At 54.4% G+C, this 22,435-nt stretch carries 17 protein-coding genes, 1 tRNA gene and 1 pseudogene; 6 read left to right on the top strand and 13 right to left on the bottom strand.

Translation table 11 applies throughout. The annotated features are described in order from the left end of the window. Positions 1-10: 10 nt before the first annotated feature. The 3 genes from ACXAET_RS08025 to ACXAET_RS08015 form a co-directional block, all read right to left on the bottom strand. Positions 11-1,180, bottom strand: a complete 1,170-nt coding sequence (locus tag ACXAET_RS08025; protein ID WP_475183603.1) for a hypothetical protein — start codon at positions 1,178-1,180, stop codon at positions 11-13. Positions 1,181-1,198: 18 nt separating this feature from the next. Beyond that, a complete protein-coding gene (locus ACXAET_RS08020; protein ID WP_475183601.1) occupies positions 1,199-1,747 on the bottom strand; it encodes an adenylate/guanylate cyclase domain-containing protein in 549 nt (182 codons plus the stop codon). Positions 1,748-2,007: 260 nt separating this feature from the next. After that, positions 2,008-3,723, bottom strand: coding sequence for an adenylate/guanylate cyclase domain-containing protein (locus ACXAET_RS08015; RefSeq protein ID WP_475183600.1), 1,716 nt, complete (start codon positions 3,721-3,723; stop codon positions 2,008-2,010). 385 nt (positions 3,724-4,108) lie between these two features. On the opposite strand from ACXAET_RS08015, the gene ACXAET_RS08010 reads away from it, so the two are divergent. Beyond that, positions 4,109-5,185: a PLP-dependent cysteine synthase family protein gene (locus ACXAET_RS08010; RefSeq protein WP_475183598.1), complete on the top strand. Its 1,077-nt coding sequence runs from the start codon at positions 4,109-4,111 to the stop codon at positions 5,183-5,185. Between the two features lie 351 nt (positions 5,186-5,536). Here the strand turns inward: ACXAET_RS08010 and ACXAET_RS08005 are convergent, their stop codons facing one another. Continuing rightward, positions 5,537-6,040, bottom strand: a complete 504-nt coding sequence (locus ACXAET_RS08005; protein WP_475183596.1) for a TetR/AcrR family transcriptional regulator — start codon at positions 6,038-6,040, stop codon at positions 5,537-5,539. A gap of 280 nt (positions 6,041-6,320) precedes the next feature. Here ACXAET_RS08005 and ACXAET_RS08000 point away from each other — a divergent pair. Next, positions 6,321-6,914: pseudogene (locus ACXAET_RS08000) on the top strand (SDR family NAD(P)-dependent oxidoreductase); the annotation flags it as partial. A gap of 70 nt (positions 6,915-6,984) precedes the next feature. Here ACXAET_RS08000 and ACXAET_RS07995 read toward each other — a convergent pair. Genes ACXAET_RS07995 through ACXAET_RS07985 form a run of 3 tightly spaced genes read right to left on the bottom strand, consistent with a single transcriptional unit; the run spans position 6,985 to position 9,403 of the window. Beyond that, positions 6,985-8,049 carry a flavin monoamine oxidase family protein gene (locus ACXAET_RS07995; RefSeq protein WP_475183594.1) on the bottom strand — a complete coding sequence of 355 codons (1,065 nt, stop codon included), beginning with the start codon at positions 8,047-8,049 and terminating at the stop codon, positions 6,985-6,987. A gap of 2 nt (positions 8,050-8,051) precedes the next feature. Continuing rightward, positions 8,052-8,735: an SDR family NAD(P)-dependent oxidoreductase gene (locus ACXAET_RS07990; protein WP_475183593.1), complete on the bottom strand. Its 684-nt coding sequence runs from the start codon at positions 8,733-8,735 to the stop codon at positions 8,052-8,054. Beyond that, positions 8,732-9,403 (bottom strand): cupin domain-containing protein, encoded by a 672-nt coding sequence (locus ACXAET_RS07985; RefSeq protein ID WP_475183592.1) that lies wholly within the window; start codon positions 9,401-9,403, stop codon positions 8,732-8,734. Before ACXAET_RS07985 ends, ACXAET_RS07990 begins: the two co-directional genes overlap by 4 nt. A gap of 1,564 nt (positions 9,404-10,967) precedes the next feature. On the opposite strand from ACXAET_RS07985, the gene ACXAET_RS07980 reads away from it, so the two are divergent. Together ACXAET_RS07980 and ACXAET_RS07975 are read left to right on the top strand one after the other, a co-directional pair. Continuing rightward, a complete protein-coding gene (locus tag ACXAET_RS07980) occupies positions 10,968-11,549 on the top strand; it encodes a hypothetical protein (protein WP_475183590.1) in 582 nt (193 codons plus the stop codon). 53 nt (positions 11,550-11,602) lie between these two features. Then, a complete protein-coding gene (locus ACXAET_RS07975) occupies positions 11,603-12,256 on the top strand; it encodes a hypothetical protein (RefSeq protein WP_475183589.1) in 654 nt (217 codons plus the stop codon). Between the two features lie 350 nt (positions 12,257-12,606). Here ACXAET_RS07975 and ACXAET_RS07970 read toward each other — a convergent pair. From ACXAET_RS07970 to ACXAET_RS07945, 6 genes are all read right to left on the bottom strand, one after another. Further along, positions 12,607-12,682, bottom strand: a tRNA-Thr gene (locus tag ACXAET_RS07970). Between the two features lie 464 nt (positions 12,683-13,146). Further along, entirely contained in the window at positions 13,147-14,232 is a 1,086-nt protein-coding gene (locus ACXAET_RS07965) for an ABC transporter ATP-binding protein (RefSeq protein ID WP_475183587.1), read from the bottom strand. 3 nt (positions 14,233-14,235) lie between these two features. Beyond that, complete coding sequence (locus ACXAET_RS07960) at positions 14,236-15,891, bottom strand: alpha-amylase family glycosyl hydrolase (RefSeq protein ID WP_475183585.1); 1,656 nt, start codon at positions 15,889-15,891, stop codon at positions 14,236-14,238. Positions 15,892-15,900: 9 nt separating this feature from the next. Next, entirely contained in the window at positions 15,901-17,049 is a 1,149-nt protein-coding gene (locus ACXAET_RS07955; RefSeq protein WP_475183583.1) for a carbohydrate ABC transporter permease, read from the bottom strand. A gap of 3 nt (positions 17,050-17,052) precedes the next feature. Beyond that, positions 17,053-18,078: a carbohydrate ABC transporter permease gene (locus ACXAET_RS07950; RefSeq protein WP_068332514.1), complete on the bottom strand. Its 1,026-nt coding sequence runs from the start codon at positions 18,076-18,078 to the stop codon at positions 17,053-17,055. Positions 18,079-18,132: 54 nt separating this feature from the next. Beyond that, positions 18,133-19,491, bottom strand: a complete 1,359-nt coding sequence (locus ACXAET_RS07945; protein WP_475183582.1) for an ABC transporter substrate-binding protein — start codon at positions 19,489-19,491, stop codon at positions 18,133-18,135. A 216-nt stretch (positions 19,492-19,707) separates the two neighbouring features. Here ACXAET_RS07945 and ACXAET_RS07940 point away from each other — a divergent pair, with 216 nt between their 5' ends. Both ACXAET_RS07940 and ACXAET_RS07935 read left to right on the top strand, forming a co-directional pair. Beyond that, positions 19,708-20,739, top strand: a complete 1,032-nt coding sequence (locus ACXAET_RS07940; protein WP_475183580.1) for a LacI family DNA-binding transcriptional regulator — start codon at positions 19,708-19,710, stop codon at positions 20,737-20,739. Between the two features lies 1 nt (position 20,740). Beyond that, positions 20,741-22,051 carry a GH1 family beta-glucosidase gene (locus ACXAET_RS07935; RefSeq protein WP_475183578.1) on the top strand — a complete coding sequence of 437 codons (1,311 nt, stop codon included), beginning with the start codon at positions 20,741-20,743 and terminating at the stop codon, positions 22,049-22,051. Positions 22,052-22,435 lie beyond the last annotated feature (384 nt).

Raw genomic sequence — 22,435 nt, 5'->3', positions numbered from 1 at the left:
AATGTTGGTGCTAATCGGGAATACCTGCAGCCGCCAACATCGTGTAGTAAGTGTTGTAGATTTCCGGCTTTGCTATTGAGATGCGGGCACGCATATTCCTGAATAGTGAAACGCTAAAATCGGGTTCGCGCGACATGTGAATACATGCGAGTTCCTTGGCTCGCGCCGTATTACCGAGAGCCATCTCAGCGACAAGTTCATTCAAGCGAAAAACAGTTACTGTATTGTGAAACGCGCGCATTTTCCGGGCGGTTTCTCTGAGATCGTGCCAGTTCTCTTCTGCAATTTGCGATAGGCTGACTCCCATATACACCCTGTAGTTCAGCGGATCGTTGGGGTTGAGCCGGAGAGCCTCCTTGGCATGAGCTTGTGCCGTATACGCATCACCCATCAACCCGTGCAGCAAACAACTGGAGCCCCAGGCTGAAACACAGTTCGGGCTTGTTTCGACCACGCGATCCACCAGTGACAAGCCGTATTCCGTGTCTTCCGAGAGAAAAGCGAGGACATAACCGGCATAGGCTTGGGCTTCCAAGTCAATATGCGATGCATTGAGTGTCTCGTGTGCCAGCTGCACCGCGTAGTCAAATCGTTCCTTGCTTGGGCGCGTGTCCGGGTTCCAAAGCAGAGTTCGGATCCAACCTCGAAGTGCGCTGGCCAACGGGTATTCACTTGAGAGCGAGAGAGCTTTTGCCAGTTGGTCGTCCGCTTCGTTGAAATTGAACCTGTAGATCAAAGCCTGCGCTCGCAGAAAGTGATCATATGCGCCCAAGGTATCTGGACGTTTGTGAGCAGACCGAACAATTTCTGCTTGTCTGATCCCGGGCGCAATTGAGGCAACGACGGCCTCGGTAATCTTGTCCTGGAGGTCAAAAATATCTTGTAGCTTACTATCGTATCGATCCGCCCAGACATGCGCCCCGGTTTCTGCATCAATCAGCTGACCTGTAACCCGCAGGCGGTTTCCAGATCCACGTACAGAACCTTCCAGTACATAGCGAACGCCAAGTTCGCGACCGATGCGGCGCACGTCAACCAAAAGACCCTTGTAAGAAAAAGAAGAGTTTCGCGCGACCACGAATATCCAGGGCACTCTGGACAAGCTGGTAATAATGTCTTCAGTAACACCTTCCGCAAAGTATTCCTGTTCTGCGTCAGACGATGGATTTTCGAACGCCAACACGGCAACAGAGGGTTTTTAAGGGTGAGAGTGAACAATCGGCGGTGCAGGGGCGAAGGAGGCCCGAACTGCATAAGCCGTCACAGGGCGTGCAATGTTCTTGAGGTATTGCGCCCCCAGTTCGGTGAACGAGACATCTACTTTGCCGACAACCTCTTCGTAAACCCGCGCTGAAACCACGATCCCGCCGGGAGGTGCCAGACCTTCCAGTCGGGCTGCGATATTGACGCCATCACCTAGAATGTCACCGTCGTCGTCAAAAACATCACCTGCATGAATTCCCATGCGAAATTGCATCTCCGGGCTTTGTCCGCGGGTCGCGTTCCGCTGAGCCATCTGGCGCTGCATCGTTTCCGCACACGCCACAGCATCCGCAACCGAAGGAAACTCTGCAAGAAAACCGTCACCGGTTTTTTTGAAAAGCCGTCCACCATTCAGTGCCACATGCGGCTCTAGCGCTCGAAAGTGAACCTGAAACGTTTTCAGTGTCGCTTCCTCGTCAGTACTGACAAGCGCGCTATAGCCAACAATGTCAGCCGCGAGTATGGCAGCCAGGTGTCTCTCCAAACAAAAAGCCTCCGGCGTCTATGCGAAGCAATGTCAAAGAATATTAGGGGCTTCGCGTTCAAATCGCGATCATTATCAGTAAACATCAGTCGGGGAGGGTAAGAGCGGCCTAACGATGGACAGACCGAAGTAGAGAAACTCACGCACGGCACAGATCAAAACGGTTCAAATGAAGCGAACCACCTCTTGTCCGGACGTGCCTTGGTGACAGAGAGTGCCTTTTCCACAAAAAAACGCTTTGCCGTTGGTGAAGCGTGCACCTATTCAGGCAAGCCGGCTAAACGCAAAGACGCGCAGTCTTTCTCCAATCGGTCTCTATCAGAGAAAAGCTGAGTCTTTGCCCATTCCGATATGCAAAACCTCGGGCGGTATTTCATCACGTATCGTGCTTCTTCGCGCGCGGCCTCGACATTGCCCATTTCTACATGGACGATCACGAGGTCGAGGTGCCCGAAGCCTTCTACCCTTTGACCATATTCAGTGAATGCAGCTTTGGCTTCCTCGTAACGGCCATCAAGCCGAAGGGCCAATCCCAACACACCAGCGTACCAACCCGGATAGTGAGGGTTCAGCGTTATAGCTTGCTGTGCAACTTTTATGGCTTTGTCCGCTTGACCGTTAAACGCCAGTGTAAGAGACAGCCGTGCAGCTACATCTGCATGGTTTGGGTTTAACGCCAAGGCTTCGTTGAACTTCTCGATCGCCGGTATCAGCCTGCCGTCGATTGCATCCGCAAAACCCGCGATTGCGTGCGCCTCGGGGTTGTAGCTGTCTATTTCCAAAGCCCGCCGCGCGCAGTCACGTGCCTCGGCCAACGCGGCGCTTCCGTCCGCGGCAAAGCCATGCCGGGCTTCGACGGTACATATGAACCCCAAAGTGCAATAAGGGGCAGAGTATCCCGGATCGAGCGCAATGGCCTGTTGTGCAAACCGGCGCGCGTCAGCCTGTGCTTCTTTTGTTATCCTGCGCGAAGCTTCTACGGCTTGAAGTTGAGCCGCCCATGCATTCAGGTTTTTGGTCCCCGAACCCCGGAACCGAGCCATCTCGCCCGTCAATAGCTCTACCTGGAGCTCGGTTGCTATTCTGAGGGCAATTTCATCCTGCACCTCAAAGACATCTTCCATGAGGCGATCATAGCGGTCCGCCCAAATGTGCATTCCGGATTTTGCATCAATTAGCTGTGCGGTGATGCGAACACGGTTGCCGCTTTGGCGTACACTTCCCTCAAGAACAAGATCAACACCCTGTTCCAGACCAACCTGTTTCACATCGACTGAGCGCCCTTTGTAAACGAAAGTCGAGTTGCGCGCGACGACCAGTAGGTTTGGTAGCTTTGACAGGGTGGTAATGATTTCTTCGGTAATACCATCCGCAAAGAATTCCTGATCAGGGTCAGAGGAAAGGTTGTCGAAGGGCAGGACGCCGATCAGCAGAGACTTTGCATGGCCAGCCGGCGTCACGCGCGGTGGGGCGGAACCGGGGGGCGACCATTGAAAAACGTCGACCGGCGACGGGGCGTTCTTGAACTGTCGTTCGCCCGCGCGATGGAACTGCTCGGCGAGGCGTTCGTCAAGACTGCGATGGACGACATCGGAAATTAACACGGCTTCTTCGTTGGACGCTTCTTGCAACCGAGCAGCGATGTTGATGCCATCGCCGAAAATGTCATCTTCGTCGAACACGATATCTCCAAGATGAACGCCAACTCGCAGTTTAAGCGAGGATTGAGTGGACACTTGGCTTTGAAGATCCAGTGCGCATCGCACTGCGTCAGAGACCGAATTGAACTCGACTATCCACCCATCACCCAATTTCTTTATGATATTGCCGCGATGATCACTGACCAGTGGATCAAATATCTCGCGGCGCAGGACACGGAGTTCGCTGAGAGTCCGGTTCTCATCCGCCTTTATCTGGCCCGAGTAGTTTACTACATCGGCCGAGAGTACTGCCGAAAGTCTGCGGTCTCCGTTCATGTCCTTTCGTAACAAAAAACGAGTTGCGTGGAAAAGACATCTTGTGTTTGGGAAATCCGCATGAAGCTCGACAGTCAGCTTTGTCTGCACGTCAGGTGTCTGGATATGGCGCCACGAACGGCCGGCTTGGAACTCGGCCAGATGGGTCGTGTTGAATGATCGCAATGACGAACGCAGCGGACGTTGAACCACGTGGCGCGGCAACTTTTTGCAAAAAGCACTTTGTGAACGATCCAGAAGACGGATGACGACACACCGCCTGACCGCGCCTCGCTCGAGGTTCGGGATGCGCTGTGCTTTCTCCGCATGCGCGCACGTGTATCAATTTCACCGGGCTTATGGCAGTCTTGGTCACATTGGAAAAATTGAGATATGGGAGGGGCACATGGAAATTCGAACCACTTCCGGGCGCGGTCGACTTTACGACAGCGTCTTGGACACGATCGGCGACACGCCGTGCATACGCATCAACAACATCGCGCCAGCCAAGGTGACGGTTTACGTCAAGTTTGAAGCCTTCAACCCTGCTGGGTCAGTTAAGGACCGCCTTGCGCTGAACATCATCGAAGCCGCCGAAAGAGAAGGGCGGCTGAAGCCCGGACAAACGGTTGTTGAGGCGACCTCAGGCAATACCGGGATTGGTCTCGCGATGGTATGCGCAGCAAAGGGCTACCCTCTCGTGGTCACAATGGCAGACAGCTTTTCGGTCGAGCGCCGCCGGTTGATGCGTTTTCTTGGGGCTAAGGTGGTGCTGACACCTCGGGCACTCAAGGGCTTTGGCATGTACTCCAAGGCAAAGGAATTGGCCGAAGCAAATGGATGGTTCCTCGCCAGCCAATTCGAGACAAGTGCCAACGCCGATATTCACGAAGCCACCACGGCGAGGGAAATACTGAGCGATTTCGACGGAGAACGACTGGATTACTGGGTCACCGGGTATGGAACGGGCGGCACGGTTTCGGGCGTGTCGCGTGTGCTGAAGCGGGATCGTCCTGACACCAAGATCATCCTGACAGAACCCGCAAACGCCGCGATCGTGGGGTCTGGTTACGTGAACACCCGCAACGAGGCACATCAGCCCACTGAAAGTCATCCGGCCTTCGAACCGCATCCTATCCAGGGTTGGACGCCCGATTTCATCCCGTACGTGCTTCAGGAAACTCTGGACAATGCATACTATGACGAACTGATCCCGGTTGCCGGCGCGGAAGGTATTGCATGGTCCAGGCGTCTCGCCGCAGAGGAGGGGATCTTCACCGGGATATCTGGGGGGTCCACATTTGCGATCGCCATGCAGGTGGCTGAAAGCGCCCCGGACGGATCGGTTATGCTCGTGATGCTGCCGGATACAGGCGAGCGGTATCTTTCTACTCCACTTTTCGACGGGATTGCTGAGGACATGACGGACGAGGAGCGAGCGATTTCTATGTCGACGCCAACCGCGCAAATGGCAGCTGAATGATCCCGATTCAATGGTTCTTGGATGTAGGTTTGCCAGCGCTTGAGTCGCGGCAATGACGCCGTCCAGAACCTTGCAGCACGCCGGAGACCGATAGTGCATAGCCGGCCTCTTTGTAGGTCCGGCTGGTCCCGCAACGCAGAGGTTGGAGCAAGTTGCGATGCACAAATTTTAAGCGGGACGAATTGGTCGTTGAGGCACTTGCAACGAACGGCAGCAATACACTCAGCGCGATAGCATCGCTAAGTACACCAAGCTGAAAGCTATTCAGAGTTTGAGGCAGCGCGTCACCTTCTGTATCGCCGCTTCATTTCTCTACGTTTAGCAAGGTACGCTCCGTCCGCGTCAAGAAAGTTAAGATTCGGCAAGTTGTTTTGTGGCGTCTTCGAATACAGTGACGTCACCCGCCGAGCGCGCAATGAGCATCGCGCCTTCCAATTGGGACAAAATCGTTAAGCCCCTGCCAGGAGCAGCCGTATCCAAGGAGTCAATGCCAAATTTCAGAAAGGCGTACGCCTCTTTCGCTACGTCTTCGGGAAGGCTATTCCCTTCTACGGCCAAAATGCCACACAGGCACATCAGCCCGTCCCGCTTCAGTGCGTTTTGGAAGAGATCGCGCCACGCTTCGATCTTTCCGGTCCCGCGCGCCTCTGCTTTTTCAAGCGCGTCGGTAAAACGCTCGCGATACCTTTTGGCGACAGCAGCAGCCAAGTCAGTCTTGGTCGGAAAATGATAGTGCACGCTCGCAGATTTTATACCGATCTCATCGGCGATCTCGCGGAACGAAAATCCATTGTACCCATGCGCACGTATGCGCCTTTCGGCTGCGTCCAAAATTGCGCTTCGGCGGTCTGACATATGGCAACCTGCGATTCCAATACTACTACCTATCACTAGGTAGAATTCGCTTGTGGGTCAAGGTGGATTAGCGTAGTAAGCTATCTATCACTAGTTAGAAATTTGGTATCTTCAAAGATAAGGTAGCCAGTGTAACGGGCGGCAACTCGGGTATTGGCAAAGACGTCGCTAGTCGTTTTTGTTGCGGCGGGGATTGGCCGTGATCGGTGGGTGAAAGCAGGAGAAGCTTGCATCCGCCACGGCCGTGATTGACGCTCCAGGCTAACGCGTTGCCTTTGTTGCGGGCGACATCGCAGATCCCAAAGCCGGCTGTGCGACGGTGGCCAAGACGGGGGAAACCTTTGGCGGTGTTGATGTTCTGTTTAACAACGCGGGCGTGTTCCCGCCAAGGTCTTTTCTAGACCTTACGGTCGATGAATATGACTGGTTCTCGGACACAATTCTGAAAAGCAAGTTCTTCATGGCGCAGGCTGCAGCCAAAGAGATGATCAAACGTGGGGGCGGCGCGAGTTTTCAAACCGGCTCTTTTTGGGCATTGCAGGCTGTGGGTGCCACGCCCTCTGCGGGGTATTCTGCAGCCAATGGCGGTGTTCACGCGCTTGTCCGCAACCTTGCGCTTGAGCTGGCGTCCGAGAACATCCGGGTCAACGCCGTGGCGCCCGCCGTTGTGGAAACGCCAGTGTGCAATACTTTCATGGAGGCCGATCAGGTCGCCGAAACTCTCCCAGGCTTCAATACGTTCCATCCCCTAGGACGTAACGGACGTCCGGCCGACATCGCAGATGAGCTGATGTTCCTTGCGTCAGATCAGGCAAGTTGGATCACGGGGCACATTCTTTCTGTGGACGGCGGAGTGACCGCTGGTCGGCATTAGGGTCAGATTTAGACAAACACAAAAGGCGATCAGGTTTATTCTGATCGCTTTTTTGGTGTTCTCTTCCTGCTTAAGCGGCGGACTTATGCAAGCCCAGCTTTTTCCGAGCTGCCTCTGCTGCTTCCAGCGCCCCTTCGACAAAGCCGCCAAAGCTTTGCGCCACTTCTGTTCCCGCGAGAACAAGATCTCCATCCCAAAGGTTCCGAAGCTCATAGGGAAGGCCATATGAGGGATGGCTATAGACGGGCACGGTGTCGGCATCCGTGGCTGTTAGAGGGTCGAATGCCCAGTCTTTGATCAAAAGCGCGCGGGGAGTCGCGGCTTCCTCCCCGAACAAACGAACCAGTTGCGCCTGGATCGACTGACGCAACGTCTGTTCGTTGGACCGGGCATGTGCAGGAACACCGATAAACCCAAAGAGCGCGTGTGCGCCGCCATCTGCGGTCGAAGCATCATGGATCTCAACTATCGGGCCCCGGCGGCTCATCGCATCCCCGGACAGCCCCGCATGCCTCCAGAACGGTTTGTCATAGACGGCAATGGCCTTGGCTTGCCCGGCCATCCATGTCGGTACGTCGCTCATCGCCTGAACGGCCTGACTTGGCAGGGGCGGATCGAATGTGAGCGCCGCCATCAGCCGGGGCGGCATAGCCAGAACGATGTGATCGGCCTCCATCACCGCCCCGTTGTTCAGAATGGCACGGCAACCTGCCTGCGTTTTCTCGACGGACACCACTCGCGCATTAAATTTTTTGCGTTTACCCGGGATTTTGTCTGCAAGCGCCTGAGTCAACGCACCTATACCGCCATCCAACCGCCATGAGCCTTCCATCGACGCAAAACCACGGCCACGTTGCACGCGGCCGTTTTCGTCTTCGTACGTCAATTCACCTGTCGAATATTGATCAAACTTCTTGAGGCCAAGACGTGAAACGAGCGCGGTAATGCGTGGCTGCCCCGGCCAGAACCAGGCAGGTCCCATGTCAAAGTACCCGCCCTGCTCCAGCCGTTCGGTCATGATCCGACCGCCAAAGCGTTCCCGTGCTTCTACTATCTCATAGTCTTGCCCGTCTGCTTCCAAACGTTCAGCTAGCGCCAGGCCTGACAGGCCTCCTCCGATGATCAGGGTTTTCATGGTTAAAAACTCTCTGATGCTGGACGCAGGTCCAGCTCATGGCTCCAAGTTGATTTGGGTTGATGGGCCAATTGCCAATAGACATCCGCGATGTCTTCAGGGCGCATCATCTTGGCCGGGTCGAAACTGTGCGTTTTTCTGGAGCGCTCTGAATCAATGATCCCATCTAGGATCGTGTGACACACGTGCACGCCTGCGGGTTGGAATTCCCGCGCCAACGATTGTGTCAGCCCGCGCAGAGCAAATTTGGCACTGGCAAAGGCAGAGAACCGTGCGCCACCCCGCAGCGATGCGGTGGCACCAGAGACGATAAACGCACCGCCGCCTGCTCGCACCATGGGCTTGAGAGTCACTTGCGCCAACAGCACAGCAGACTGCACCATCGACCGCCACGTGCGCTGATAGTCATCCAGATGACCCTCTTCAAAGGGCTTGATGACAAGTTCGGCCACGTTATGAATGACGACTTTGGGCGCGCCGTGCTCTGCAATTACCTCTTGTAAAGCAGCACGGGCCACCCCCTCGTCAGCAAGATCGACGGTTTTGAAATCACCGACGGTCTGTTTCGGCTTTGACCGACCAAGACCGACCGGCATGTAGCCGCCTGCCTCAAAACGGGCCAATAGGGCTTGACCTAAACCTGCGCCTGCGCCCGCGACGACAATCAATGGTTTTTCAGTGTTCATAGAACCTCCGGCGCCTTGGCATATGTTAGATGACCGGTTTTGACCCAGATCTTCGCACCGTTCGATCCTGCCTTCGCAACAAGCGATTGTCCGTCCGGTAGCCGCAGCCAGCCACCTTTTTGAAGCGTATCGCCGCCTTCGGTAATACTGCCATCGATCACAAGCAATTCGATACCGCCGGCATCTGCGATTTCCAGTTTCGCCCTTGCATCAAGATGGCTGTAGGTAACGGTTTCGCGGGAATCTTCATGCAGTACGGCTGTGGCAATACCGTTCGTCGGCTCTGCCAGCTCATTGGCCATATTTTTGCGGAACTGGGTGCGATCATCCATGTCAAATTGCCAGAGCTTCACGAAAATCGTGCAACCTTTTTCCGACCCCGGAGTGTGTGTAGACGTCGGTGGATTGCGCACATAGGTTCCGGTAGGAAAATCACCGTGCTCGTCCTGAAAGACGCCGTCCAGCACGATAAACTCTTCTCCACCCGTGTGGGTGTGGGCAGAGAATTGGCTGCCTGGAGCATAGCGTACTATGGTTGTAGCGCGCGCAACTTCGTCGCCAATGCGGTCCAACATACGGCGATCAACGCCGGGTATTGGGGACGCGACCCACTCTAAGTCGTTCGATTGCACAACGACCCGCTCGTCAAAGTTTGCGTTCAGTTCCACGTTCCGTTCCGCCTCTTTTCAGTGTTAGAGCACATATTCGATCTGCGCCGCTTGTGAAGGCAGCGCCGAGTCAGTGTAAATTAACTATCTAGTGATAGATAGTTTAAAACTCAACCCCTGTCGATCTAAATGTGAAGTGAGGTGCTACAACAGCGTGGCACTTAGGTCTGTCTTGCAGTTTCCCTTATCCATTGTGCTAGTGGAGAGCCGAGGCCGCTTGCTTGCTGATGAGCACTGAAAAAAGAGAGTGCGATCCTTCACCAGCAGACGTGGTGCAGCCTAATTTGCGCTAGCATCAGGGATCATCGTCGTGGCCCCAAGCCGTGCAGTGTTGACGGTGTGAAATGAAACCGCCTCCGCTAAGACCAAAAATTGCGGCCTCCGAAACCGATGCCTTTTGAGTTCGGCACAGTCTAAGACCAATGTCAGATTCTCCGCAGTTTGGAGCTCTTGGAGCAAAGTGCAGCATCTTGACACTCTGGACTCGATGAAGTCATCGTCTGCGACGTGCATCAATGACAAGAGGCAGTGCTGCTACCGCGCCCAATCTCCATCGCCGGTAGCTGCACGCCGATCGGATAGACGTTTGGCTATGTTGTATTCGTGACCGCCCCGTTCGAAGCGGCTTTCATAGAGGTTGCGAACCATTGCGTTTTTTTGGCGATTACAAGGCCACAGTAGAAAGCCGTTCGACAATGCTGCGACGTTTCTGGTCTGACATCCTTCATTAGAAGGTTTTGCGCAATAAGCGACTACTTGCTCCTTCTTGGAAATGAGGGTTCGCTTAAGGCGACCTCGGAAGCAGTGGACTTTCCGGATCTTCGTACAATCGACGCAGGTGTGGACAGCGACTTAAGCGTCGACTCCGTGAACTTACTCTGCGGCATACCATGTCCTTGTAATGACCGTTTCGTTACAAGGTTCATGATACGTTCTAACCATAATCAAACCCAACCGAAGAATAATATTGCACCTCAAGTATCTGAGGAAACATTTTATTTTGCCGGTGTTTGACTGGTGTTTAAGTGGTGCCCCCACACGGACTCTTAAATAAACAATATCAACAACTTACAGACAGCCTTACAGTGCGTTACGTACATTTTACGTCTTTTCACCTTAAAGGTGATACCTTACCTTTTAGGTGACGTAACGCCCTATTTCCCCAAAATTCACATCAGTTTCCGTACATCCTTCCTACTTCAAACATCTCGCGACCGATCGTGGCGCAGCAAACTTACTGCCCGCCCGCGTCGGGCGCTCAACATGATTCAATCCATAAGTGGATTGCAAGAACCTTTTTAAAATAGCTCCAAACCCCTCTGTTAGAAACGCGGACTTCGTCACTGTGTTTAAGAACAATAGACACAGTGCTTCTGCTTACTCCCCTCGCGAGACACAGCCCGTCAGGGTGGCGACCATAAATGGCATAGCCCCACCGGAACCCAGATTCGTTGCTCAAATTTTTACTGATCAATTCCAGATATGCAGAACATGGCTCTAGCAGTCACAGATTGCCGAAGCTACTACTGGAGCGACCAAGCAGAGAATTTGAGAGAGATGATTAATGGCTCCAAGCTACACACGTCAGGTCCACAAAATTGACGACCAAAAACTAGTTAGTACTCTCAACAAGATCAGAGACTTGTTCTCTAGCGAACAGGTAAATTGTAACGTCGCGTTGGTTCAAAGGCTCAATATTCCGGTTCAAGAAATAGAAGATCACACAGAATTGGTTGGAAGGTACGCGTTTCAACAGGCTTCTGTAGGTGGGAATTTCGGTGGAGACAAGAGCATTTCAGTCGCTTTTAACCGCACGCCAAGCTCAGGACCTTCGGCCAAATTTGACGAGTTTACAGTAAATTACGGACGTGATGTTAGCCGGTGGGAAGATGACAAAGAAACCGTTGCAACCGTCAATTCAATTTTGGGTGAATTGGACATTCCGCTAACTGGTGGAAGCTCCAACGATGATAGCGAAACTTTGCGCCAGCAGATCGTGGGTTTTGGTGCGGTGCACAAGCAGATGTTAGCGTCACTTAACCAGACAATAATTGATGTCGAAAGGCGGCGAGTTGAAGCACAAAAGGAATTTGAAGAAGAGGAAAAGAAGCGAACAGAAAAGCTAGAGAGCTCGCTGAAAGAATAGAGGGCCAAAGAGAGAAACTTAAGCTGGAGTCCTACCGTTCGGAACGGCGAAACATGCTCCACAGTCTTTCGAGTGGCGCGACAAACGACCTTCGGAAAACCGTTGTTGCTCCAGCGGCGGTTCGAGCAAATTGGGAAGTGTTTATTGTGAGCTGGGCACTGGCTGCTGTTGCTGGCCTGTTAGCCTTCACTAGTATTTCCCAACTAGGCGTAAACTCAACGGTAGTTGACAACATCCTTTCTCATGTTGAAAGCAATCAGCCAAATTCAGAGTTGAGTGCTCTCATCACTTCATCCACATTCGCCACCAATTGGTATCTGATTGTCAGATCAAGTCTTGCCTCACTGGTCGCCTTGGGCGCGCTAGTTTACGCCGCTAATTGGCTTCGGAGCTACTATAATTCGATCCAACAAGCAAACCGAGAGGTCGAACAATTCAATGCAGACCTTGTGCGTGCAGGCTGGGTTATTGAAGCCATTTTGGAAGTCCAACACGAACGTGGCGCGGAGGTTCCCGAAGCTTGGGTTCAAGGTGTGACCAAAGGGCTGTTTGAAAAAGTACATTCGGAGGAACCTGCTGGCGGCCCGACAGAAGCCCTGAGAGTCCTCTTAGGTTATGGGGTTTCTATGTCTGTGGGACCAGACGGAACAAAGCTGGATTTGTCAGAAAAGAGTGCCAAGAAATTGGCAAAGGAAGCCAAAGCATAACGACATCTACTGCAAGATCGTCTCGCTTTCGAACTAAGGTTGTTGATTTTTACCCCGTCTTTGGGCGGGGCAATGTCCGACCCACTCAACTTGAACGCAATCGCGGGTCTCGTTGCCGCAATGCAGCGCTTGGTAGCCCTGATGCCAACAAGTATGCATAGCGCCGATCTAGATATGACAGGCCAAAGACTCGAGCATTGGAACGCGAAGTCCCAACCAATCCTGTGGAATAATGCCAGAGATGGATTCAAAATCGTCGGTGCGCCGGTTCGAATCCGCGGTGCGGACTCAAACTTTACGTAATCTTACGTACATTGAATTAGGTTAAGTCATTGATTTTTAAAATATTCTGGTGCCCCCACACGGACTCGAACCGCGGACCTACTGATTACAAATCAGTTGCTCTACCAGCTGAGCTATAGGGGCACCGTTGTTTGCACTGGTTTTATTGGAAATCTGCCCAAGTCCACCTGAATTTAGGTCGATATAAGGGCGACTTGAATTCCGCCGGTTCCAGTGCAGCCGCGTTTAGCGAGTTTTTTTCGACCCCACAACCCCCGGCGTAAAATTTTGTGCGCTTGTTTTTGAAGTAATCCGGGCAGCGACGCGACGCATTGGATTTGAACCATTCAGTTATAAATCCGTGTTGAAAGTTCATCAAAGGACAGTGGGGTTTTTAGCGCTGGAATTACACATGGATCAGTTTTCCAGAGTTGGACGTGCTCAAATCGTGTTCCGTGATTGCGTACAAGATTACGTGCGCAAGCCGCCAAGGACCCAGCTTTTCGCTGCCGTCTGAGACGGGTGGCTGTAAACTCGTTGTCTTGCACAGACATGCTGACGCAATGATGCAAACCAGATTCTTGGCCAAAAGCCTCTAGATCGCTCCGTCACTGCTTTCGTATCGAAAGCCCATTGTGAAAGAGGTGAACCTTGGCAGGGTCGGCATTCAGTTTAAGGGTCTGACCTCGCAGGTTTTTCCCGATACCGGGGAACTTTGCCACGATGCCGTCTGACCCGGGCTGATTTGCGAAATACAACAAGGTGACTTCACCCAAAGCTTCAATGAAGTCGACAGTCCCTTCCAGAAATCCAGATGCGTCGTCGGCAAAGAAATCCTCGGGCCGCACACCGATATTGACTGTTAGGCCCATTTGGTCGGGGTCGGTGGCTATCGACGAAATAGCCGTACCGCCTGCGTCTAGCGTGACCGCGGTCTGTTCCCCTGTTTTTGAAATCACACCGGGCAGTAAGTTCATCGCCGGTGAGCCAATGAACTGTGCGACAAACTCGTTATCGGGTGTTTCATACAGTTCTAGCGGCGTGCCAACTTGCGCGATCCCTTTATTGGCCAGAACAACGATACGGCTGGCAAGTGTCATGGCCTCTACCTGGTCGTGGGTGACGTAAATCATTGTGCTGTCGGGCATCGCTTCTTTCAGGCGCGCGATCTCGATACGAGTGGCAACGCGCAGGGCGGCATCGAGGTTTGAAAGGGGTTCGTCAAACAAGTAAACCTTGGGGTCGCGCACAATGGCCCGTCCGATGGCGACACGCTGACGTTGCCCGCCCGACAGCGCCTTGGGAAGACGGTCCAGAAAGGGTTCCAACTGTAGAATTTTGGCGGCACGATCGACGGCGGCATCGACCTCAGCCTTGCGCATTTTTGCGATTTTCAGGGCAAACGCCATATTTTCGCGCACTGTCATGTGCGGATACAGAGCATAGGATTGAAACACCATCGCTATGCCGCGCTGTGCGGGCGGAACGTCGTTCATCACTTGCCCCTCAATCTCAAGCGTTCCGCCTGAGATCTTTTCCAACCCTGCAATCATACGCAGCAAGGTGGATTTCCCGCAGCCCGAAGGCCCGACGAACACGATCAGTTCGCCGGTTTCAATGTCAAGATCGATATGCTTGAGAACGTCAACCGCACCATAGGTTTTGGCCACATCCGTGAGCTTGAGTTCCGACATGGCTTACCTCTTTTCCTTGGTCAGCAAGCAGAATTGTGCGGCCTTAAGATCGGTGGTTCCAACCGCATCCACAGCCCCCAAATCCTCACCAATCACGCGCCAATCGCCTTGCGGCAAGGCGACCTCGGCTGTGTCAGGGCCGAGGTTGAATGCGCAGAATACCTGTTCTGTCGCATTCTCGCGTATGAACGTCAGCACGGAACCTGTTTGAGTCATGTCAACCTGCGCCCCCGATGTCAGGGCCGTATGTGCATGACGCAGGGCAATCGCGCGGCGATAGTGGTGCAGGATCGAATCGTGGTCCCGCTCGGACCGGTCCACGGCACGTTCCGCTTGCGTTTGGCTTACCGGCAGCCACGGGTTGGCGGTGCTGAAACCAGAGTGTTCGTCCTGGGCCGCCCAGACCATTGGTGTGCGGCAACCATCGCGGCCTTTGAACTCGGGCCAGAATTCGATGCCATAAGGGTCTTGCAGATTTTCGAAGGGCACGTCGGCCTCTGGCAGGCCCAGTTCCTCACCCTGATACAGGCAGGCAGAGCCGCGCAGGCACATCATCAACACTGCGTGCTGGCGCAAGGCGGCATCGTCCAGCCCCCACCGCGTGCCGTGGCGCTGGACGTCGTGATTGGAAAAAGCCCAGCACGGCCACGCATCGCCGGCTTTGTCTTCAAGCTGACCGAAAACCTGTTTGGCATAAGCTGCGGTCAAAGCGCGTTTTTCCAGAAACTCGAAGGCATAGCACATATGCATCCGTTTATCGCCGCTGGTATATTGCCCCATAAGCTCCAGCCCACGCTGTGCATCGCCAACCTCACCCAGGCAAGCGCGGCCTTCGTATTGATCTGTCAAAGCCCGCAAGCGTTCAAGAAACGCGATGTTTTCTGGTTGGCTTTTGGAATACACGTGGTCCTGGTGGTTGTACGGGTTTACCTGCGGCGCGATCGTGGCGTTGCGCTGATCAAGGGGGAGGGCAGGGTTGTCGCGCAGCTGACTGTCGTGAAAGTAGAAGTTGATCGTATCCAGGCGGAATCCGTCCACGCCCATGTCCAGCCAGAACCGCGCCACATCCAGCAGCGCATCCTGTACATCGAGGCAGTGAAAGTTCAGATCGGGCTGGGATGAAAGGAAGTTATGCAGGTAATACTGCTGACGCCGGGTATCCCACTGCCACGCGGACCCGCCAAAAATCGAAAGCCAGTTGTTGGGCGGAGTTCCATCCGGTTTCGGGTCGGCCCATACATACCAGTCTGACTTGGGATTTTCCCGGTTGGCGCGGCTTTCGCTGAACCAGGGGTGTTTGTCCGATGTGTGCGACAAAACGAGGTCGATCATCACCTTCAGACCCTGCGCATGGGCTTGATCCAGAAGAGTGCGAAAATCCTCCATCGTTCCAAACATGGGATCGATGGCGCGATAATCGCTGACATCATAGCCGAAGTCTTTCATCGGAGACTTGAAGAACGGTGAAATCCAAATCGCATCCACCCCAAGCGAAGCGATGTAGGGCAGGCGCTGCGTAATCCCGTTAAGGTCCCCGATCCCGTCGCCCGTGCTGTCTTGAAAGCTGCGAGGGTAGATCTGATAGATGACGCCACCGCGCCACCAATCGGACGAAACCTGGGTTGCATCTTGTTGTTTTGTGATGTTCTGCACGTTCATAACACGCCTTTATTTGACTGATCCGGCCAGCAGTCCGCGGACCAGATATTTCTGCATTGCAAAGAAGACGACCAGCGGCACCGCGATTGAGACGAACGCCGCCGTGGCCAGGATTTCCCAGTTGCCGCCACGCGTGCCCAGCAGCTCGACGATGCGATTTGTCATGACCGTGGTCTGGCCCGTGGCATCGATCAGGAACACCTTTGCGACGAGCAGATCATTCCATGTCCAAAGGAACTGGAAGATTGCAAAAGATGCCAGTGCCGGAAAGCTGAGCGGCAGGATGAGCTTTGTGAATATCTGGAACTCGGTCGCGCCATCGACGCGCGCGTTTTCGATCAGGTCGCGGGGCAACCCGGCCATGTAGTTTCGCAACAAGTAGATCGCCAACGGCATCCCAAAACCGGTATGGGCCAGCCAGACCCCAAGATAGCCTTTACCGATCCCGATATTCAGGTGGAACTTGAGGAGCGGGATCAATGCCAGTTGCAGCGGCACGACCAACAGGCCCACCACAGCGGCGATCAGCAGCGCCCGGCCTGGAAAATCCATCCAAGCGAGGGCATAGGCAGCAAAAGCCGCAACAAGGATCGGGATGATTGTCGCCGGAATTGTTACGGTCAACGTACTAAAGAACGCCCGGCCCATACTGTCGGAACTACCTTTGTCGAAAAGAACCGTTTGGTAGTTGTCGAACGTGAACTCCGGCGGCAGCTCAGCGGTCACGAAAATCCGGGCGCCGCGATTGCCGGTGAATTCCTCGATGTTCTCCATCCGGTAGTTTCCATCCGCGTCAACAGTGATTGTCCCGCCGCGGCGAAGCTCGGCTGTCTCACCGGGTGTGAAGGCATCAATTTCACGCGAACTGATACCCCATCTTGAGATTTTGACTGTCTGATCGTCGCCGAACAGCTTGCCCTGAATGACGTAAAGCCCATCTTCCAGCATCTGTGTTTCAGGTGCGGCGCTGCGCAGGGTCAGGTTCTGCTCGGACGGGAATAGCGCACGCCACCATCCGCTTGTCGCGATCTGATCCGCCGTGCGAAAAGACGAGATCAAAAGCCCCAGCGTCGGAACCACCCACAACACCACAAGAAACAGAACCGAGGCATGGACAACCCATCTCAGGGCCGGTTTTTCACCTGCAAAGCTATCCATTTATCAGTCTCCACCCAAAGAAGGCGAACCTTCGTTTCGGACCTGCCGGACGTTCCAGATCAGTATCGGAGTAACCAGCAGCATGATCACCATCGCCGACGCCGAACCGACACCCCAGTCATTGGCGCGGAACAGCTTGTCATACATGTAGTTGGCCAAAACTTGCGTTTCCCATTGGCCGTTGGTCATCGCAAAAACGATGTCAAAGACCTTGAGCACGGTGATGGTGATCGTGGTCCACACGACCAGAATAGTCGCCTTGATCTGAGGCACCTTGATGCGAAAGAAAATCTGGAACGGGTTCGCGCCGTCCAGGATTGCAGCCTCTATCGTTTCTTCAGGGATACCGCGCAGCGCGGCGGACAAGATAACCATGGCAAAGCCGGTTTGAATCCAGACCAGAACGATCATCAGGAAGAAACTGTTCCAGAACGGAATAGTAAGCCATGTCTGCGGGTCGGTACCGCCAAAGAACAGGTACAAAGCATTCAGGATACCGATCTGATCCTCGGCTTCCGGGCGTGAGTCGTAGACCAGCTTCCATATGACCGAGGCACCCACAAATGAAATCGCCATCGGCATGAAAATCAGCGATTTCGCGACGTTACCCCACCGGATGCGGTCCGTTAGCTGCGCCACCAGCAGACCAAACGCTGTCGACATTGCGGGGACGACGATGAGCCAGAGCATGTTATTGCGCATCGCTTCCCAGAACTTGGGCTCAGCCGCCATCTGCGCGTAGTTGTCGAGGCCTACCCATTGGTATCCACCGCCCGGCACACGTTCAGTCAAAGACAGTCGCAGCGTTTCAACGACCGGGTAGGCCAGATACAACCCAAGCGCTGCTATCGCCGGGAACAAGAACAGCCACGGTCGGATCATGTTCGCCCGGTTGATGTTGCGGCCCGCGTTTGGTCCGCGCGGAGGGCACAGAACCTTGTCGAGAAACTGATTGGACAGATAAAAATATCCCACGCAACCCAACACACCGATGGCGATGGTCAGCAGGCCTTGAAGTGCCGGTGTCATGATGCCCTCACTCGTTGTGCAATGGGGCGACGCGGTGGCCGCCCCGCGCGTCAGTTACTTTGCCGCGTCCCACGAGGACTGGATTTCACCAGCAACAGTGGCCGCGTCTTTCGCGCCTGACGAGTAATCGACCATTCCGGTCCAGAAGGTGCCTGCACCAACCGCTCCCGGCATCAGGTCGGACCCGTCGAAGCGGAACGTGGTGGCGTTGGTCAGGATTTCGCCTTGCCCGCGTTGCGTGTCGTTCGAGTAATTGTCAGGATTTGCACCCAGATGCGGGGTGAGGAAACCATCCTGAGACATCATGATTTCATGAGCAAACGGTGTCTTGAGGAATTCCATGAACGCCTCGGCGGCGGGGTTTGGATTGGTGATGGTGAACAGCGTGCCCGCCCCCAGTACCGGTGTCCCCAGGTCTTTTTCTGCGTAGGCCGGAAAGTAGAAGAAGTCGGCATCCACCCCAAGCTCGGTTCCTTCTGGGAAGTAGGCCGGAATGAACGAGGCCTGACGGTGCATCATGCAGGCTGGCGGGCTGTCAAACAGACCTTTCGGACTGTCGCGGAAGTCGATCGCGGCGGTATCGTCGGCATCGCCTACGACATAATCATCGTTGCGTGTAAAGCTGCCGTATTCTTCTATCGCTGCAACGACGCGCGGATCATCGAACTTCATTTCGTTCGAGACCCATTGGTCATAAACCTCGGGCGGTTGCGTCCGCAGCATCAGGTCCTCAACCCAGTCGGTCGCGGGCCATCCGGTCGCACCACCAGATGCAAGGCCAACGCATAGCGGTGTTTCGCCGTCAGCGACCATCTGATCCATCAGCGCCTTGAATTCTTCCATGGTCTGAGGCACTTCATATCCGAAATCTTCAAAGTTTTCAGGGATATACCAGACCAGCGATTTCACGTTCACGTTGAAGAAAAAGCCGTAGAAATCCTTGCTACCTTCGGCGTTCTCGAAGGTTCCAAGGTCGACCCAAGACTGACCGGCGGCAAAGTTGTCCTTGATCCAATCTGCCGATCCTTCGGCCAATGGGGTCAGGTACCCGTTCTTTGCCATATTCGCGGCAAGGCCGGGTTGGGGAAACACGGTCAAGTTCGGCGCCGACCCTGCCGCTGCATCGATCAGGATTTGCTGCTCCAGTGAGTCCGATCCCACATAGCTGGAATTCGCGCCCGTCGCTGCATTGAAATACGCGACGAGGTTTTCGAATGCTTCGCCTTCACCCGCCAGCCAAGGCCCGAAAATAGTCAGGTCTTCGCCGCTCAGGTCATGCGCATCTGCGAAGGCCTGGTATCCATCCCAGTCAAAACTGCCGTCCCCGACGGCGTGCAGCAGATCGCTTTGTGCCTGAACCGAACCGGCCATCAAGGCAAACACGGCCGCACCTGCGTAAAGCGAGTGTTTCATGACTTCTCCTCCCATCACTTTCCAGCGCCTTTTGAGACTCGGTTTTCAAAGCGCTTTGAATACCCAGCTTTATCCGCTAACATCGAGTTTCTGTCAATATCGGGAACAGGAAAGTTTATTTGTTGAGGTTTAGCGCAGGGGTCAAGGCGGGTTGACGTGGAATAAAAATGGATTGAAAACGTATTTGGCAAAAAATTTGAAGGCGCTTTGAAAGCCATGAACCTCAAGCAGCTCTCTGAAATCCTCGGCTTGTCGCAGACCACGGTTAGCCGCGCACTGAACGGGTACCCCGAGGTAAACGAGGGTACGCGCATTCGTGTGCAGGCGGCGGCGGACAAGCACGGATACCGGCCAAACATTCGTGCCAAAGGGCTGGCGACGGGGCGTTCGATGGTGATCGGGCACGTGATTCCAACGTCGTCACAGCACGAGATGGTGAACCCGATTTTTGGCGACTTTGTCGCCGGCGCTGCCCGGACCTATGCCGAAAAAAACTACAACATGATGTTTACCCACGCGCCGGACACCTCGATCGAGGACTCCTATCGCAGCCTTTTTTCACGCGGTGCGGTTGATGGCGTTGTTCTGCAGGGGCCCAAAGTAAACGAACCGCGGATTTCCGTGCTGTCGAATATGGGCGTTCCATTCATCGTGCATGGCCGCTCGACCGGTGTGGATTTACCGTATGATTGGATCGACGTTAACAACCAACGTTCATTCGAGCGGGCAACACAGTTTCTGATTGATCTGGGGCATCGGCGTATTGCGTTGATCAACGGCCTGGAAGAGATGGATTTTGCGCAACGTCGCCGCAACGGCTACATGGTGGCGCTGCAAAGGGCAGGGGTTACACCCGATCCGGCGTTGCTGCGCAGCGCAGAGATGACCGAGATTTACGGGTATCAGACCGTATGTGACATGCTGAAACTGGATAACCCGCCCACTGCGATTCTGGCCTCGTCCATCATCTCGGCGGTTGGTATCCGCCGCGCGTTAGAGGAAAACGGGTTGAAAATGGGCCGCGATATATCGGTCATCGCGCATGATGATGAGTTGTCTTACATGCGCAACGGCCAGGACGTTCCGATTTTCACCGCCACACGGTCTTCCGTGCGCCGTGCCGGCGAACTTGCGGCTGAGATGTTGATCGAGCGGATAAATGCGCCAGATGATCCGCCAAAATCATGCCTTCTTGAAGCAGAGCTTGTGGTCGGCAATTCAACAGGCCCGGTGCGACAGAGGTTGTGAAATGAAACACAAGCGAAGTGATTTTCCAGACGATTTCCTGTTTGGGGTCGCAACCTCGGCCTATCAGATCGAAGGGCATGCGCAGGGGGGTGCTGGCATGACCCACTGGGACAGTTTCGCAGCCACGCCCGGAAATGTCGTAAACGCGGAAAACGGGGATGTGGCCTGCGACCACTACACTCGGTTCGAAGATGATCTGGACCTGATCAAAGGGGCGGGTTTTGATTGCTATCGCTTTTCAACCAGCTGGGCACGTGTGCTGCCAGAGGGGCGCGGCCCGGTCAATCAGGAAGGTTTGGACTTCTACGACCGGCTAACGGATGCCTTGCTAGAGCGCGGCATCCGTCCCTGCGCAACCTTGTATCATTGGGAGCTGCCTTCGCCGCTGGCTGATCTGGGAGGATGGAGGAACAGGGATATCGCCGGGTGGTTCGCAGATTTCACCGAAATCATCATGCGCCGTATCGGTGATCGCATGTTCAGTGTTGCCCCGATCAACGAGCCGTGGTGTGTCAGTTGGCTGAGCCATTTTGAAGGTCACCACGCCCCCGGCCTGCGAGATATTCGCGCGACAGCACGTGCGATGCACCATGTCCTGCTGGCCCATGGCCGCGCGATCGAGGTGATGCGGGGGTTGGGCATGTCCAATTTGGGCGCCGTGTTTAATCTGGAATGGGCCGAACCGGCTGACGACAGCCCGCAGGCGCAACAGGCGGCTGCACGCTATGACGGTATTTACAACCGCTTCTTTCTGGGCGGCGTGTTTAAAAAGTCGTATCCCGATACAGTTCTGGACGGGCTTGAACCCTATTTGCCGGATGGGTGGCAGACTGATTTCGAAACAATCGGCGCTGCGGTGGATTGGTGTGGTGTGAACTACTATACCCGTAAGCTGATCGCGCCTGCGGAAACGCCATGGCCAAGCTTGGGTGAGGTTCCCGGCCCGCTGCCCAAAACGCAGATGGGATGGGAGATTGATCCGGCGGCCTTGTCCCGTTTTCTGCTTCGTACGGCCACAGAGTATACGGGTGATCTGCCAATCTATGTGACGGAAAACGGTATGGCCAGTCCACAGCGTCAACAGGACGATGATCGTATCGACTATTTGGATCAGCACCTGTCTGCCGTTCAGGCGGCGCTAAACCAAGGGGTTCCGGTCAAGGGGTACTTTGTCTGGTCTTTGCTGGACAACTACGAATGGGCCTTAGGGTATGAAAAACGCTTTGGGTTGGTGGATGTGGATTTCGATACCCTGAAACGAAAGCCCAAGGCATCTTACTTTGCTCTGAAACAAGCGCTTGCCAGCGAGTGAGCGATCGGCACCTGATGCCGAATCATGTGCGTATACTGATCGGGTTGGGACAAACCGGACCTGCGTTTGGGTAGAAAAGGACTTGTGACACAACTGCGTTTTTATCGCCCAAGTTAACGTTTCGGCTTGCGAAAAAGGCTGAGTGAAGGCGCCGCTGATGGCATGTGCTCTGCTCGTGTTCGCAGCCGTTCGCCCCTTTGCTGGAGGCTTTTCAACTTAGCGGCTTTTCAATCGGACTGGTTGGCAGTAAGAGTTTCTGACGTCAGCGGCTCAACCGGGTTGATGGCAATCAAATGTGGCTAAACCCCTGACTGCAGCAGGCTTAAATTCCTGCCGCGTTCTGAGGAAGCCATTGTTTCGAAGGCCTTATGGCCGTAGTGAGTT

This window comes from Ruegeria sp. AWH4_226 (genome assembly GCF_056159225.1).
Note: the sequence above shows the minus strand (reverse complement) of the source record. Positions and strands in the feature narration are given on the sequence as shown.

Coding starts and splice junctions, on each gene's coding strand:
- ACXAET_RS07935 (WP_475183578.1), top strand. CDS start 20,741: ATGAAACACAAGCGAAGTGATTTTCCAGACGATTTCCTGTTTGGGGTC.
- ACXAET_RS07960 (WP_475183585.1), bottom strand. CDS start 15,891: ATGAACGTGCAGAACATCACAAAACAACAAGATGCAACCCAGGTTTCG.
- ACXAET_RS07995 (WP_475183594.1), bottom strand. CDS start 8,049: ATGAAAACCCTGATCATCGGAGGAGGCCTGTCAGGCCTGGCGCTAGCT.
- ACXAET_RS08015 (WP_475183600.1), bottom strand. CDS start 3,723: ATGAACGGAGACCGCAGACTTTCGGCAGTACTCTCGGCCGATGTAGTA.
- ACXAET_RS08005 (WP_475183596.1), bottom strand. CDS start 6,040: ATGTCAGACCGCCGAAGCGCAATTTTGGACGCAGCCGAAAGGCGCATA.
- ACXAET_RS07955 (WP_475183583.1), bottom strand. CDS start 17,049: ATGGATAGCTTTGCAGGTGAAAAACCGGCCCTGAGATGGGTTGTCCAT.
- ACXAET_RS08010 (WP_475183598.1), top strand. CDS start 4,109: ATGGAAATTCGAACCACTTCCGGGCGCGGTCGACTTTACGACAGCGTC.
- ACXAET_RS07940 (WP_475183580.1), top strand. CDS start 19,708: ATGAACCTCAAGCAGCTCTCTGAAATCCTCGGCTTGTCGCAGACCACG.
- ACXAET_RS07980 (WP_475183590.1), top strand. CDS start 10,968: ATGGCTCCAAGCTACACACGTCAGGTCCACAAAATTGACGACCAAAAA.
- ACXAET_RS07965 (WP_475183587.1), bottom strand. CDS start 14,232: ATGTCGGAACTCAAGCTCACGGATGTGGCCAAAACCTATGGTGCGGTT.
- ACXAET_RS07945 (WP_475183582.1), bottom strand. CDS start 19,491: ATGAAACACTCGCTTTACGCAGGTGCGGCCGTGTTTGCCTTGATGGCC.
- ACXAET_RS07950 (WP_068332514.1), bottom strand. CDS start 18,078: ATGACACCGGCACTTCAAGGCCTGCTGACCATCGCCATCGGTGTGTTG.
- ACXAET_RS07990 (WP_475183593.1), bottom strand. CDS start 8,735: ATGAACACTGAAAAACCATTGATTGTCGTCGCGGGCGCAGGCGCAGGT.
- ACXAET_RS07975 (WP_475183589.1), top strand. CDS start 11,603: ATGCTCCACAGTCTTTCGAGTGGCGCGACAAACGACCTTCGGAAAACC.